Source organism: Aeromonas sp. SCS5, from assembly GCF_001887375.1.
Lineage (GTDB): Bacteria > Pseudomonadota > Gammaproteobacteria > Enterobacterales > Aeromonadaceae > Aeromonas > Aeromonas jandaei.
The window spans coordinates 1-13,676 of record NZ_LFCS01000006.1 but is presented as its reverse complement, the minus strand read 5'-3'; the positions used below and the strand labels follow the sequence as shown (position 1 = coordinate 13,676).

The following is a 13,676-nucleotide window of genomic DNA, read 5'->3' as shown; positions in this document are numbered from 1 at the left end:
TCAGGGTGTGACCGCCATCAGGCGGATATCAGACCGGCGCCAGCCGCTGATGCAGGCTGCGATAGTACTCATCCGCCAGCAGCTCATCGTGAGGGGCGCAGAGGCGGATCTGCCCCTCTTCCATCAGGGCGATGCGATCCATCTGCTCCAGTCCCAGCAGACGGTGGGAGATGAGCAGCATGGAGCGGTCGGCCCCCAGGGTGAACAGCAGCGCCATGATCTCCCGCTCGGTCTGGCTGTCGAGCCCCTCGGTAGGTTCATCGAGCAGCCAGAGCGGCGCATCGTGCAGCAGGGCGCGGGCAATGCCGATACGACGGCGTTCGCCACCGGAGAGCGGGCGGCCACCGTCGCCGAGCCAGGCATCCAGACCCGCTTCATCTTCCAGCAGGGTGGCAAGGCCAACCCGGGTCAGCACCTCGACCAGCTGCTCGTCAGTGGCGGTCGGGGCCGCCAGCTTGAGGTTGCCGCGCAGGGTATCGGCAAAGAGGTGTACCCGTTGGCTCACCACCGAAATGGAGGCGCGCAGTGCCCCTTCGCTGTAGTCGGTCAGCGGCTTGCCACCCAGCAGGAGCTTGCCCGCTTGCGGGCTCCACTCGCGGGTCAGCAACCCCATCAGGGTCGATTTGCCGCAGCCGGTCTGGCCCAGCAGTGCCAGCTTCTCGCCAGCGTGCAGTTGCAGGGTGCAGCCGCGCAGCACCGGCTGCGGATTGCCGGGATAACCGAAGTAGAGGTCATTGATCTGCAGGGTACCCTGGCTGGCGTGAGCCTGCTCGCTGCCCCACTCGGGCGCCTTGGCCTCTTGCAGGATCTCGTTCAGGCGGCGTGCCGAGGTGAGGCTGGTGGAGAGGTGCTGGAAGGAGCCAGCCAGCGGCATCAGCGCTTCGAAGCTCGCCAGCGTGGCAAATACCATCAGGGCGGTGACGGGATCGGGCGCAGCCCCTGCAACCCCGTGGCCTGCCATCCAGAGCATCAGGGTCAGGGTCCAGCCGCTCAGCAGTTGCACCGAGAAGTTGGCCAGCCCGCTCACTTTGGCCATGCGGGCTTGGGCAGTGAGCAGCGCCTGCTCGGCCTGCTGTAGTTCATCCAGCGCCTTGGGGGCGGCGGCAAACATCTGCAACTCGGCCTGACCATCCAGATAGTCCACCATGCGGGTGCGCAGGCTGGCCTTTTCGGCGATCAGTGCCTGACCGGGGCGACGGCCGAGGAAGTAGAACACCAGCGGCAGGGCGATCATGCCAAACAGCAGAATGGCGCCAAGGGTCAGGGCGAGACGGCTGTCGAACAGGGAGAGGAACAGCACCATGGCGCCAGTGCCCAGCAGCGCGGCACCAATGGGGGTGAGCAGGCGCAGGTAGACGTGGTCCATGGCGTCAATATCTGCCACCAGCCGGTTGAGCAGATCCGCCTGGCGAAAGCCTGCCAGCGTACCGGTGGAGAGTGGCGAGAGCTTTTGCCAGAACCAGACCCGCAGCCGGGTCAGTACCCGGAAGGTGGCATCGTGGCTCACTACTCGCTCACCCCAGCGACCTGCGGTGCGGATGATGGAGAAGAAGCGCACCCCGCCAGCCGGCGTCATGTAGTTGAAGCTGTCGCGACTGGCGACTGCCATCCCGGCAACGGCGGCGGCAGAGAGGAACCAGCCGGAGAGGGACAGCAGCCCCATCCCTGCAATCAGGGTGACCAGTGCCAGCAGCAGGCCGAGGGAGAGGCTGAGCCAGTGCTGACGGTAGAGGCGCAGAAACGGCAAGAGATCAGTCATCGAGAGAGCCCTCGGAACGTTGGGAGAGCAGCCGGGCGAATGGCCCCTCTGCCTGACAAAGTTGCTGGAAGTTGCCCTGTTCCACCAGCTGACCGCGCTCCAGCACCAGGATCTGATCCATCTGGCCGAGCTGGTCGAGGCGGTGGGTGATCATCAGCAGGGTCTGGTTGGCCATCGCCTCTTCAAGGGTGGCCATGATGGCCCGCTCCGAGTGGCGATCCAGACTGGCCGTCGGCTCGTCCAGCACCATCAGCTGGGTTGACTTGAGCAGAGTACGTGCCAGTGCGAGGCGCTGGGCCTGACCGACCGAGAGGCCGCCTGCCTGATCGCCAACCGGATAGTCAAACCCCTTCTCCATGGCAAACTCCCATGCCTGCGCCCGTTTCAGGGCCTCCTCCAGCTCGGCATCGCTGGCTGTTGGCTTGGCCAGCAGCAGGTTGTCGCGCAGCGAGGCGTGGAACAGTTGCGGGTTTTGCGAGAGCCAGCCCAGTTGCAGGCGCCACTGACTCATATCGAGGGTGGCCAGCTCCTGACCATTTACCTTGAGCTCGCCGCGATAGGGGGCAAAGCCGAGCAGGGCGTTGACCAGCGAGCTTTTGCCTGCGCCACTGATGCCGACCAGGGCGGTGCGTGAGCCTGCTTCAAGAGTGAAGTCGATGGGGCCGACCAGCACCTTGCCCTCGGCGCTCAGCACTTCCAGACCTTTGGCTTCAACCTTGATGGGGCTGTCGGCGTGGAAAGGGGTGTTGCCTGCGGCTGGCTCGCTCACCTCGGCTTCGAGGAATTCGAGCAGCTGTTCGGCCGCGCCGATGGCCTGTGCCTTGGCATGGTAGTGGGCGCCCAGTTCGCGTAGAGGCGCGTAGAACTCGGGGGCAAGGAAGAGCACGAACAGGCCGGTAAAGAGAGTAACTTTGCTGCCATAGTGGCCAAAATCGAGGTGATCGATATAGGAGAAGCCGAAGTAGACGGCGACCAGCGCGACCGAGATGGCGGCGAAGAACTCCAGTACGGCGGTGCTTAAAAACGCTAGGCGCAGCACTTCCATGGTGCGCTCGCGAAAATCTTCCGAGGCGTCGCGAATGGCATCGCCTTCAGCCTGGGTACGCATAAAGAGTTGCAGGGTGCGCAGCCCCTTCAGGCGATCGAGGAAGTGGCCGGAGAGACGAGCCAGCGCCTGAAAGTTGCGGCGGTTGGCATCGGCGGCGCCGACACCGACCAGGATCATGAAGATGGGGATAAGCGGTGCTGTGCCGAGCAGGATCAGGCCCGCCGCCCAGTTGACCGGGAATACGGCCACCAGAATGACCACCGGAATAAAGACCGCGATGGCCATCTGCGGCAGATAGCGGGAGAAGAAATCCTGCATGTTTTCAATCTGTTCCAGCAGCAGGCTGGCCCAGCTGCCGGCCGGGCGACGCTGGATATAGGCAGGGCCGAGACGGCTTAAGCGAGTGAGTACCAGCTGGCGGATGGTCTGGCGCACCGCGCTGCCGGCCTTGAAGCTGGCCACTTCGCGGCCATAGGCGAGTGCCGCCTTGCCGAGGGTTACCAGCAGCAGAGTAATAAAGAGGGGGATGGATTGTTCCGGCTGTTTGCCCTCAATGATGAAGCCGTGGAGCAGGGTCGCCAGCAGCCAGGCTTGCGCTACCATCAGAATGCCCTGACCCAGGCCAAAGGCGATGGAAATCGTGATCCAGCGGCGACCGTGACTCGATTGCGTGCGCAACCAGCCATAGAGACGTTTTTGCGTTTTTTTATCCATTACCACCATCCTCGCGTCGAGTGGCGCAAGACTATCCTCGCCGTTTGGTCTTGGCAACCTTGTAAATTATCTGTGTTGAAAATGTTTGCTTGAAAAAGCAACCGACTGTTCAATCCTTGTCCGAACAGATTGATTTATTGAAAAAAGTGGCAAGGACGGCATTGCGCTCACCGGCAAAATGCATATAGTAGGAGCCCTGACGCGGGTGTAGTTCAATGGTAGAACGGTAGCTTCCCAAGCTGCATACGTGGGTTCGATTCCCATCACCCGCTCCAAATTTTAGATGCCAGGCGGGCATCGTATAATGGCTATTACCTCAGCCTTCCAAGCTGATGATGCGGGTTCGATTCCCGCTGCCCGCTCCAGCTTCAAAGCAAAAAGCCCACTCCTGCGAGTGGGCTTTTTGTTTGTCCGCAATTTGCTTCTCTTTGCCACTCTTCATGGCGCACCGGAATCCGGAAAAAAGAAAAGGCGCCACAGGCGCCTCTTCGGATGGGTAAGCGGTGCGGAATTACTCCTGCTCCAGCTCGCCGCAGAAACGGTAACCTTCGCCGTGGATGGTGGCGATGATCTCCGGGGTATCGTTGACGCTTTCGAAGTGCTTGCGGATACGACGGATGGTCACATCGACGGTACGGTCGTGGGGCTTGAGCTCGCGGCCGGTCATCTTCTTCAGCAGTTCGGCACGGGTCTGGATCTGGCCCGGGTTTTCGCAGAAATGCAGCATGGCACGGAACTCGGAGCGCGGCAGCTTGAACATGTCGCCGGTGGGGCTGACCAGTGCGCGGCTGTTGATATCCAGCGCCCAGCCGTTGAACAGGTAACGTTCGACCAGCTTCTTCTCTTCGCCACCGGCAGCCACATTCATGGTGCGGCTCAGCAGGTTGCGGGCACGGATGGTCAGTTCACGGGGGTTGAACGGCTTGGTGATGTAATCATCGGCGCCGATCTCCAGACCCAGGATCTTGTCCACTTCGTTGTCGCGACCGGTCAGGAACATCAGGGCAATGTTGTCGTTCTCGCGCAGCTCGCGGGCCAGCAACAGGCCGTTTTTACCCGGCAGGTTGATGTCCATGATCACCAGATTGATGGTGTGAGAGGTGAGGGCCTGATGCATCTCGTCGCCGTTGTTGGCCTCGAGTACGATGTAGCCTTCTGCCTCGAAAATGCTTTTCAGGGTATTACGAGTGACCAGTTCGTCTTCGACGATCAGAATGTGTGGTGTTTGCATGAGTATTCCCAGATTCTTATCAGTTAATTATCTTAAATTTAACACTTCTTGGCGTTTCAAGCCGATTTCCTGACTGATCCTGAAAATTAATTACGTCATCCTGGGTATGAAGGTCAGGTCGGCATAGTGTGAATTTGGCATCAGTATCGGCAAATATCCCTGTGCCACTTATAGGTTCCCGAGAAGACTACTCGAGCAAAGCCTGGAAAGGTCATCCATTACGAAGTTGCCGCATTTTATCAGTTAACAGGAGCATAACAACACCCTTTGCCGTCAGATAGCAACTTTTTAACTCTGTTTTGATATAGGTCAAACCGTGGCACAACAGCATCATACTTGGCCTTAACCGGGTTTTCGCCCCTATAAAATGTAATGGAATGTAACATGTGATTGACATGATTTTGTGGGAAAACTACAAGAAAATTTGCTTTTTAGCGCCATTTGGAATGCCTTCCTGGCCTGAATTTGCCATCGTTACAGCCTGGAATCCTGCCAGCCAATGGGTCGGAGATCGTCGCAACCGGCGTCGCGAGCTGGCACTTTGGCGTCATCTGGAGTCCATGCCGGGCGTCAATATGGCTGGCCCTGTATGGGGAGCCGCACCGGACGAAAGCTGGCGCGAGTCCTCGCTCGCTGTGGCGCTGCCCCTGCCAGAGGCTTGCGCACTGGCTGCCCGCTTTGGCCAGAACGCCATCTACTGGATCGAAAAGGGACAACTCTGGCTGGTGCCGGTATTAAGCGATAAATCAGCAGTTTGTCTGGGAGATATCGCTGCTTTCTGGATTGTCAGAGCCAATTGTTGATGAAAGAATGAACATCTTCATGCATCTGAAAGGAATCAAATCATGCTGGATCTTCTGCCTGACCTCTGCGATCAGCACGGCGATATGCTGCAAGTGGCTGAACCCTGTTTTCACGATTTCGGTGGCAAGGCCATCTTCTACGGTCGCGCCGTGACCCTCTCCTGCTACGAGGACAACAGTCTGGTGCGGGAGCTGGTCACTCGACCCGGCCAGGGCAAGGTGATGGTGATCGACGGTGGTGGTTCACTGCGCCGGGCACTGCTTGGTGATCAACTGGCCATCAAGGCGGTGGAGCAGGGGTGGGAGGGGATCCTGATCCACGGCGCGGCGCGGGATGTGGGCACTTTGGCCACGCTGGCGCTCGGGGTCAAGGCGCTGGCGGCCTGCCCGGTCAAGACGGAGAAGCGGGGGCAGGGCGAGCTTGGCGCTGTAGTGAACTTTGCCGGCGTGACCATTCATGAAGGGGATTACATCTACGCGGATCGCAACGGCGTGGTGGTGAGTGCCACGCCGCTGATCTGATTCAGAAGTTGAAACCAACACCCAGGCTCAGCGCCTGATCGGCTTTAAAGGTGCTGACGCCGTAATTGGCAGTAAGGGAGAGTCTGGGCGTCAGCAGCAGGCTAGAGTTGAGCTCCAGCAGGGTGCGGCCCTGATTGAGCTCCAGATGGCGGATCTGGCTGCCGACATTGAAGGCGGGGGAGAGCTGATAGCGTACCCCCGAGCTCATATTGAAACCTGATTGGCGGTTCTGATCCGCAACAGCCGGCCCCGCTTCCATAAAGAGGCTGACATCATCCATCACCGGATATTGATAGCCGCTGTTGACCAGCCAGAGATCAAAACTGTCGCTGTGATGGCTCTGACTGTTGAGCAGTACCCCGGAGTAACTTTTGACATAGAGTGAGGGATCGGCTGGCTGCTTGAAGAGATCCCAGTCGGCAGCCTGAGCGGCCACGCTGGTGCAGGATGCGAGCAGTGTGATGAGAAGCGCCTTGGTCATTCTTTTCCCCTCCCTGGGTCCGGAACTGAGCTTAAGCATGGCACAAGCATGGCACATGCCAGAGCGGAGTTAAGTGAACTCTGATCACAATAAATCGCTTTGGCTGAGGCGCTGAGCATGTTAAACAGGCTGCCATATTGATGAGTCCAATCATTAAGAGGTGAATCCATGAACAAGAAACTGACTCTGCTGGCCGCGCTGGCACTGGGAGGCTGCGCCATGGCGACCGGTTCTACCATGACTCAACTGCAGGCATCCGGCTGGCAACTGCAAGGTGCCACCGGCGATACCTTTACCCTGCAAGTTGTCGACGGCAAGGTGGCGGGCAAAGGCGGCTGCAACCGCTATTTTGGCGGTATCACCAAGCAGGGTGACGGTGTCTTGACGCTGGGAGCCATGGGCTCCACTCGCATGATGTGCATCGGCGATGCCATGAACAAAGAGACCGAGTTCCTGCAAAAGCTGGAGAAGGTGGCCACCTACACCATCAACGGCAACCAGCTGACCCTGAGCGATGCCAACAAGGCGGCCCTGCTCACCTTCAACGCCATTCCCGTGACCAAGTAAGAGTCTGTTGCAGACCCTTGGCTGGCGCCCTCCCTGCCGGAGGGCGTCTCTGTTTCATCCGATGCAATCCCCTTCCTGCTTTTCCTTCCGATACTTTTGCTCTTACTTCTGATGATGGCGAAATGAGAGTCTGCAAATTGATCATTTCAATAATTCTTGTATAGTTGAAATAAAAGAGCATCCAACGAGAGGCAACTATGAACAAAGAGACGGCCACCAAGGTCTTTGAATCGCTGGCATCCGGTATCCGGCTCGATGTGTGGCGGCTGCTGGTGAAGGCCGGACTGGAGGGGCGGGTCGCGGGTGAACTAGCCAGCGAGCTCGATATTGCCCCCAATACCCTCTCGTTTCACCTGAAGGCGATGCTCAATGCCGGTCTGTTGTCAGTGGAGCAGGAGGGGCGCTTTCTGCGCTACCGCGCCAATATTCCCCTGATGCTTGATGTGATCGCCTACCTCACCGAGGAGTGCTGCGCCGGTCATCCCGAGGCGTGCGGCGTGATGCGTGCCGAGTCAGCCTGCTCCCCCCATGTTCTGCCTGCGCAGCCCTGCTGCACCAAGGAGTAATGCCATGTCTGCCATTCAGATTTTTGATCCCGCCCTCTGCTGCTCCAGCGGTGTCTGCGGTACCGAGGTTGATCAGGCACTGGTCACCTTCGCAGCCGACCTTGCCTGGGCCAAGGCGCAGGGGGTAGCCATCGAGCGTTTCAATCTGGCACAGCAGCCGATGCAGTTTGCCGAGACACCTGCCGTCAGCGCTTTTCTGACCCACGCCGGGGAGGAGGGGTTGCCGCTGGTGCTGGTGGAAGGGCTGGTGGTGTTGACCGGTCGTTATCCGAGTCGCAGCGAGCTGGCCCGTTATGCCGGGCTGCCTGCGCCGCAAGCGGCCATCAAGGGGATCGTCAAGGGTGGCTGCTGCTCTGGCAGCGGTTGCTGCTGAGTCGCGACGTACCACTCGGGAGAGACTATGTACCACTTTCTGACCAATCCACCGCCGTTTCTCTTCTTCACCGGCAAAGGCGGGGTGGGCAAGACCTCGCTGGCCTGCGCCAGTGCGATGGCTCTCTGTGACGCCGGCAAGCGGGTGCTGCTGGTGAGCACAGATCCTGCCTCCAACGTGGGGCAGGTGTTTGCCACCGAGATCGGCAATCGCGTCACCGCCATCGCCGCGGTGCCCGGTTTGTCGGCGCTGGAGATAGATCCCCCCGCGGCGGCCAAAGCCTATCGGGAGCGGATCGTCGGGCCGGTGCGCGGCAAGTTGCCCGAGAGCGTGGTGCGCAGCATCGAGGAGCAGCTCTCCGGCGCCTGTACCACCGAGATCGCCGCCTTTGACGAATTCACCGCGCTGCTGACCGACCAAACGCTGCTGGCCGAGTATGACCACATCGTCTTTGATACGGCCCCTACCGGCCACACCATCCGGCTGCTGCAACTGCCGGGAGCCTGGAGCGAATTTCTGGAGCAAGGCAAGGGGGATGCCTCCTGCCTCGGCCCGCTGGCGGGGCTGGAGAAACAGCGCAGCCAGTATGCCGAGGCGGTTGCCGCCTTGGCCGATGCCGCCCGCACCCGCTTGGTGCTGGTGGCACGCGCCCAGCACTCCACTCTGCGGGAAGTGGCCCGCACCCACGAGGAGCTGGCCGCCATCGGCTTGTTGAATCAGCAGTTGGTGATCAATGGCCTCTTCCCCGAAGGCGCCATTGCCGGAGATCCGCTGGCAATAGCGCTCTGGCAGCGCGAGCAACAGGCTCTCGCCCAGATGCCGCAGGGGATAAAGGGGCTGGCGCAGGATCATATCCCGCTGCTGGCCACCAATCTGGTGGGGCTCGACAGTTTGCGCCAGCTGCTGCAACCACAGGATGCTGGTGCGCAGGTATCACTGACAACGTCATCCCATCTGCCTGCCCAGCCCGAGTTGAGTTCGCTGGTGGACGAGCTGGCCGCCGACGGTCACGGCCTCATCATGCTGATGGGCAAGGGCGGGGTGGGCAAAACCACGTTGGCGGCCGCCGTGGCGGTGGAGCTGGCCAGCCGCGGCTTGCCGGTGCACCTCACCACCTCGGATCCTGCCGCACACCTGAGCGAGACCCTGGCCGGTAGCTTGCCCCATCTGGAGGTGAGCCGCATCGACCCCCACGCCGAGACCGAGCGTTACCGTGCCCAGGTGCTGGCCACCAAGGGGGCTGCGCTGGACGAGCAGGGGCGGGCGCTGCTGGAGGAGGACTTGCGCTCCCCCTGTACCGAGGAGATCGCCGTTTTTCAGGCCTTCTCGCGCATTATTCGCGAGGCGGGCAAGCGTTTCGTGGTGATGGATACTGCCCCCACCGGCCACACCCTGCTGCTGCTCGACGCCACCGGCGCCTACCACAGGGAGATCGCTCGTCAGATGGGAAACAAGGGGCTGCACTTCACCACCCCCATGATGCAGTTGCAGGATCCCAAGCAGACCAAGGTGTTGATTGTGACCCTGCCCGAGCCGACGCCGGTGCAGGAGGCTGCCAATCTGCAGGCCGACCTGCGCCGAGCCGGCATCGAGCCCTGGGGCTGGCTCATCAACCACAGCTTGCAGCAAGCCGCGGTCAGCTCGCCGCTGCTGCAACTGCGGGCTGAGCGCCAGTTGCCTCATATCGAGGCGGTCGAGCAGCAACACGCCAGCCGCTACGCCGTGGTGCCGCTGCTCGCCGAGGAGCCGGTGGGGCCCGATGCCCTGCGCCGCCTCTGCCAGCACCATTGAGTCGCCGCCCCGGCCTGCTGCCGGGGCGGTTTGAATATGCCGTTATTGTTATAACCCTTTGTTTTGAACCAATAGAAGATGCGGGATTGCGCCGTATCGGGAGCTGTGATGTCTGCAACATGTGATGCCAAGGCCGTGCCTGCCATCGGCTTTTTTGAACGTTATCTGACCGCCTGGGTCGCCCTCTGCATTCTGGTGGGAATTGGCCTCGGGCAGGGATTACCGGATCTCTTCAAGGCGATCGGCGCCATGGAGGTGGCCAAGGTCAACCTGCCGGTGGGGCTGCTGATCTGGGTGATGATCATCCCCATGCTGCTCAAGATCGACTTTGGTGCCCTGCATCAGGTGAAGGGCCATTTGAAGGGCATTGGGGTCACCCTCTTTATCAACTGGCTGGTCAAGCCCTTCTCCATGGCCTTCCTCGGCTGGCTCTTTATTCGCGTGCTGTTTGCCGACTGGCTGCCGGCGGATCAGCTCGACAGCTATGTGGCGGGCCTGATCCTGCTGGCGGCGGCTCCCTGCACCGCCATGGTGTTTGTCTGGAGTCGCCTCACCAACGGCGATCCCTACTTCACCCTGTCGCAGGTGGCGGTGAATGACCTCATCATGGTGTTTGCCTTCGCGCCGCTGGTGGCGCTGCTGCTCGGGGTCTCCAGCATCATAGTGCCGTGGGATACCCTGCTCACTTCTGTGGTGCTCTATATCGTCATCCCGGTCATCATTGCCCAGCTGCTGCGCAAGGCCTTGCTGAAAAAGGGAGAGGCACATTTTGACGGCGTCATGACCCGCATCCAGCCCTGGTCGGTGGCAGCCCTGCTGCTCACTCTGGTGCTGCTGTTTGCCTTTCAGGGCAACGCCATCATCGAGCAGCCGCTGGTCATCGCCCTGTTGGCGGTGCCGATCCTGATCCAGGTGCTGTTCAACTCGGGATTGGCTTACTGGCTCAACCGCAAGGTGGGGGAGAAGCACTCGGTCGCCTGTCCTTCCGCCCTGATCGGCGCCTCCAACTTCTTCGAGCTGGCGGTGGCCGCCGCCATCAGCTTGTTCGGCTTTCACTCAGGCGCGGCGCTTGCCACCGTGGTCGGGGTGCTGATCGAGGTGCCGGTCATGCTGCTGGTGGTGCGCATCGTCAACGCCAGCAAACCCTGGTACGAAGCGGGGCTGAGCCGTTAACTGATGGCCGCCAACTGATGCTATCGATTTTCTATTCACTTGATTCATGAGAGACACGCAAATGAGTGCAATCACCATCTATCACAACCCGGAATGTGGTACCTCCCGCAACACCCTGGAGCTGATCCGCAACAGCGGCGTGGAACCCACTGTCATCCACTATCTGGAGACGCCACCCTCCCGCGACCAGCTGGTGGTGCTGATCGCTGCCATGGGTATGCCGGTGCGGGATCTGCTGCGCAAGAACGTGCCACCCTACGAGGCGCTCGGTCTGGCGGAAGATCGTTTCAGCGATGATGAACTGATCGATGCCATGCTAGCCCACCCCATCCTCATCAACCGTCCCATCGTGGTTACCCCCCTCGGCACCAAACTGTGCCGCCCATCCGAGGTGGTGCTCGATATATTGCCCGATCAGCAAAAAGGGGCCTTCGCCAAGGAAGATGGCGAGCAGGTGGTGGATGCGAGCGGCAAGCGCCTCAAGTAATCATCTGAGTACTCAAGTACGGATTGAAACAGGGCCAGCTTCACGCTGGCCCTGTTTCGTTGTGTGAACAAGTTGAAAAAGTTATTGCGGCCAATCGTTTTACCGCTTTTTCTGTGACGAGGATCACTGTACCATCGCCGCCCGACCTGCCACCCAGCCGCATCTCCCCCTGCGATGGCGCTGGCGTCACCCGATACATGCTGTCACCCGGAACGTGAATGACCCCAGGATGGGACCCGCCACTAACCTGTAGGTTTGTGGTCTGCGTGTCGCGTGGGTCGGCACCTCTCCCGCCGGATCGCCCGCGACGCCTGTCTGCAGACTTGCCATATGAAACTCCTCTCTTCATAGGTGCAAGATGACACTGTTATTGAGTCTGGTCGGTATGCTGGCCCTGATGTTTATCGCCTGGCTGGCCAGTGAAAACCGCCGAGCCATCCGCTGGCGAACCGTGCTGGGGGCGCTCGCCCTGCAAACCGGTTTTGCTGCTCTGGTGCTCTATTTCCCCCCCGGACAAATCATGCTCGGTGCCATGAGCAATGGCGTCTCCGCCCTGCTCGGCTTTGCCGACAGCGGCATCCGTTTTGTGTTTGGCGATCTGGCCAGCAACGGCTTTATCTTCGCCGTGCGGGTGCTGCCGCTGGTGATCTTTATCAGCGCGCTGATCGCCGTGCTCTACCACTTCGGCATCATGCAGTGGGTGATCCGGGTACTGGGCGGCGCCATTCATCGTCTGCTCGGCACCAGCCGCGCCGAGTCACTGGTGGCCACCGGCAATATCTTCCTGTCGCAAGGGGAGTCGCCGCTGCTTATTCGTCCCTTCCTCGCTGGTATGACTCGCTCCGAACTCTTCGCGGTGATGACCTGCGGCATGGCCTCGGTAGCGGGCTCGGTACTGGGCGGTTACGCCGGTCTGGGTGTGGATCTGAAATACCTCATCGCCGCCTCCTTTATGGCTGCGCCGGGTGGCCTGCTGATGGCCAAACTGCTGGTGCCGGAGCAGCAGCAGGTGAGCGATCAGACCGAGATCACCCTCGACAAGAGCGACTACAGCAACGCCATCGACGCACTGGCGGGCGGTGCCATGGGCGGCATGAAGATCGCTGTGGCCATCGGCACTATCCTGCTGGCCTTTGTCAGCGTTATCACCATGATCAACGCCGGTCTCACCACGGTTGGCGAGTGGTTCGGCTGGGCCGATCTCTCCCTGCAGCAGTTGCTGGGTTATCTCTTCGCTCCGGTGGCCTGGCTGATTGGTGTGCCCGCCAGCGAGATGATGGCGGCAGGATCCCTGATTGGTCAGAAGGTGATCATGAACGAGTTCGTCGCCTATCTGGATTTTGCCAATATCAAGGCGGATCTGAGCGCCCACACCCAGATCATCATAACCTTCGCGCTCTGCGGTTTCGCCAATTTGGGCTCTATTGCGGTGCAGCTCGGCTCCATCGGCACCATGGCGCCGGAACGCCGTCACGATGTGGCCAATATGGGCTTCAAGGCAGTGTTGGCGGCGACCCTGGCCAACCTGATGAGCGCCACCCTGGCCGGGATCTTTGTCTCGCTGGCTTGATAGCGTGAGGCAATAGCCGGTTAGCCGGCGGTTCAAACAAAAGACCCCCTCTTGCCGCTTGGCAAGAGGGGGTCTTTTTATGGCTGGTTGATGGCGACAAGAGGGCGCTATCGATGTGGTGGTGCACTTCACCTTCACTTCACCGAGTGGGGGTAGGGTAGGATAATGTTTTCAGTTGGAGCTTTATCCTATGCCCACTATAGTCACTCACGCCGCTGTCCCTCTCTGTCTTGGACTGGGGCTTGGCAGCCGGATGATTCCGCCGCGCCTGCTGCTGGCCGGGGTCGCCATCGCCATGCTGCCCGATGCCGACGTGCTCGCCTTTAAACTGGGGGTCGCCTACGGCCATGTCTTTGGCCACCGCGGCTTTACCCACTCATTGCTGTGTGCCTTTGCTCTACCCACACTGGCCATGCTGTTTCACCGCCAGTTTAGGGCCAGCGCTGCCACCGTCTGGTCGTTTCTGCTGGTCTCTCTGCTCTCCCACAGCCTGCTCGATTCCCTCACCACCGGCGGCAAGGGGGTTGGCTGGCTCTGGCCGTGGCGTGACGAGCGCTTCTTCGCCCCCTGGCAGGTGATCCGGGTCGCCCC

Annotated in this window: 14 protein-coding genes and 2 tRNA genes; 12 read left to right on the top strand and 4 right to left on the bottom strand. The window is 60.5% G+C overall.

Annotated features, from left to right (window positions below):
• Positions 1 to 28: 28 nt before the first annotated feature.
• Both cydC and cydD read right to left on the bottom strand, forming a co-directional pair.
• On the bottom strand, positions 29 to 1,759 hold the full coding sequence (cydC, locus tag BS300_RS07905) for a cysteine/glutathione ABC transporter ATP-binding protein/permease CydC (RefSeq protein WP_071912004.1): 1,731 nt from the start codon (positions 1,757 to 1,759) through the stop codon (positions 29 to 31).
• A complete protein-coding gene (gene cydD / locus BS300_RS07900) occupies positions 1,752 to 3,521 on the bottom strand; it encodes a cysteine/glutathione ABC transporter permease/ATP-binding protein CydD (RefSeq protein ID WP_071912002.1) in 1,770 nt (589 codons plus the stop codon). The genes cydC and cydD overlap by 8 nt, the downstream gene beginning before the upstream one ends.
• 201 nt (positions 3,522 to 3,722) lie before the next feature.
• On the opposite strand from cydD, the gene BS300_RS07895 reads away from it, so the two are divergent.
• Together BS300_RS07895 and BS300_RS07890 are read left to right on the top strand one after the other, a co-directional pair.
• Positions 3,723 to 3,796: transfer RNA gene (locus BS300_RS07895), tRNA-Gly, on the top strand.
• A gap of 15 nt (positions 3,797 to 3,811) precedes the next feature.
• Positions 3,812 to 3,886: transfer RNA gene (locus tag BS300_RS07890), tRNA-Gly, on the top strand.
• 146 nt (positions 3,887 to 4,032) lie between these two features.
• Here the strand turns inward: BS300_RS07890 and arcA are convergent.
• Positions 4,033 to 4,752, bottom strand: a complete 720-nt coding sequence (arcA, locus tag BS300_RS07885) for a two-component system response regulator ArcA (protein WP_005338193.1) — start codon at positions 4,750 to 4,752, stop codon at positions 4,033 to 4,035.
• Positions 4,753 to 5,147: 395 nt separating this feature from the next.
• On the opposite strand from arcA, the gene BS300_RS07880 reads away from it, so the two are divergent.
• Positions 5,148 to 5,555 carry a DUF3293 domain-containing protein gene (locus BS300_RS07880; protein WP_083593455.1) on the top strand — a complete coding sequence of 136 codons (408 nt, stop codon included), beginning with the start codon at positions 5,148 to 5,150 and terminating at the stop codon, positions 5,553 to 5,555.
• Positions 5,556 to 5,597: 42 nt separating this feature from the next.
• A complete protein-coding gene (locus BS300_RS07875) occupies positions 5,598 to 6,077 on the top strand; it encodes a putative 4-hydroxy-4-methyl-2-oxoglutarate aldolase (protein WP_071911998.1) in 480 nt (159 codons plus the stop codon).
• Between the two features lies 1 nt (position 6,078).
• Here BS300_RS07875 and BS300_RS07870 read toward each other — a convergent pair whose 3' ends face one another.
• Positions 6,079 to 6,558 (bottom strand): hypothetical protein, encoded by a 480-nt coding sequence (locus BS300_RS07870; protein WP_071911996.1) that lies wholly within the window; start codon positions 6,556 to 6,558, stop codon positions 6,079 to 6,081.
• Between the two features lie 168 nt (positions 6,559 to 6,726).
• Here BS300_RS07870 and BS300_RS07865 point away from each other — a divergent pair, with 168 nt between their 5' ends.
• The 8 genes from BS300_RS07865 to BS300_RS07830 form a co-directional block, all read left to right on the top strand.
• Positions 6,727 to 7,125 (top strand): META domain-containing protein, encoded by a 399-nt coding sequence (locus BS300_RS07865; RefSeq protein WP_071911994.1) that lies wholly within the window; start codon positions 6,727 to 6,729, stop codon positions 7,123 to 7,125.
• Between the two features lie 197 nt (positions 7,126 to 7,322).
• Positions 7,323 to 7,691, top strand: a complete 369-nt coding sequence (locus BS300_RS07860) for a helix-turn-helix domain-containing protein (RefSeq protein WP_071911992.1) — start codon at positions 7,323 to 7,325, stop codon at positions 7,689 to 7,691.
• A gap of 4 nt (positions 7,692 to 7,695) precedes the next feature.
• On the top strand, positions 7,696 to 8,064 hold the full coding sequence (gene arsD, locus BS300_RS07855; protein ID WP_071911990.1) for an arsenite efflux transporter metallochaperone ArsD: 369 nt from the start codon (positions 7,696 to 7,698) through the stop codon (positions 8,062 to 8,064).
• Between the two features lie 27 nt (positions 8,065 to 8,091).
• Positions 8,092 to 9,855 (top strand): arsenical pump-driving ATPase, encoded by a 1,764-nt coding sequence (gene arsA, locus BS300_RS07850; RefSeq protein WP_071911988.1) that lies wholly within the window; start codon positions 8,092 to 8,094, stop codon positions 9,853 to 9,855.
• 108 nt (positions 9,856 to 9,963) lie between these two features.
• Complete coding sequence (gene arsB, locus BS300_RS07845) at positions 9,964 to 11,028, top strand: ACR3 family arsenite efflux transporter (RefSeq protein WP_071911987.1); 1,065 nt, start codon at positions 9,964 to 9,966, stop codon at positions 11,026 to 11,028.
• Between the two features lie 61 nt (positions 11,029 to 11,089).
• Positions 11,090 to 11,515: a glutaredoxin-dependent arsenate reductase gene (gene arsC, locus BS300_RS07840; protein WP_081043504.1), complete on the top strand. Its 426-nt coding sequence runs from the start codon at positions 11,090 to 11,092 to the stop codon at positions 11,513 to 11,515.
• Positions 11,516 to 11,873: 358 nt separating this feature from the next.
• Positions 11,874 to 13,085 carry a NupC/NupG family nucleoside CNT transporter gene (locus BS300_RS07835; RefSeq protein WP_071911985.1) on the top strand — a complete coding sequence of 404 codons (1,212 nt, stop codon included), beginning with the start codon at positions 11,874 to 11,876 and terminating at the stop codon, positions 13,083 to 13,085.
• 190 nt (positions 13,086 to 13,275) lie between these two features.
• A partial coding sequence (locus tag BS300_RS07830; RefSeq protein WP_071912430.1) for a metal-dependent hydrolase occupies positions 13,276 to 13,676 on the top strand: 401 nt, incomplete at its 3' end.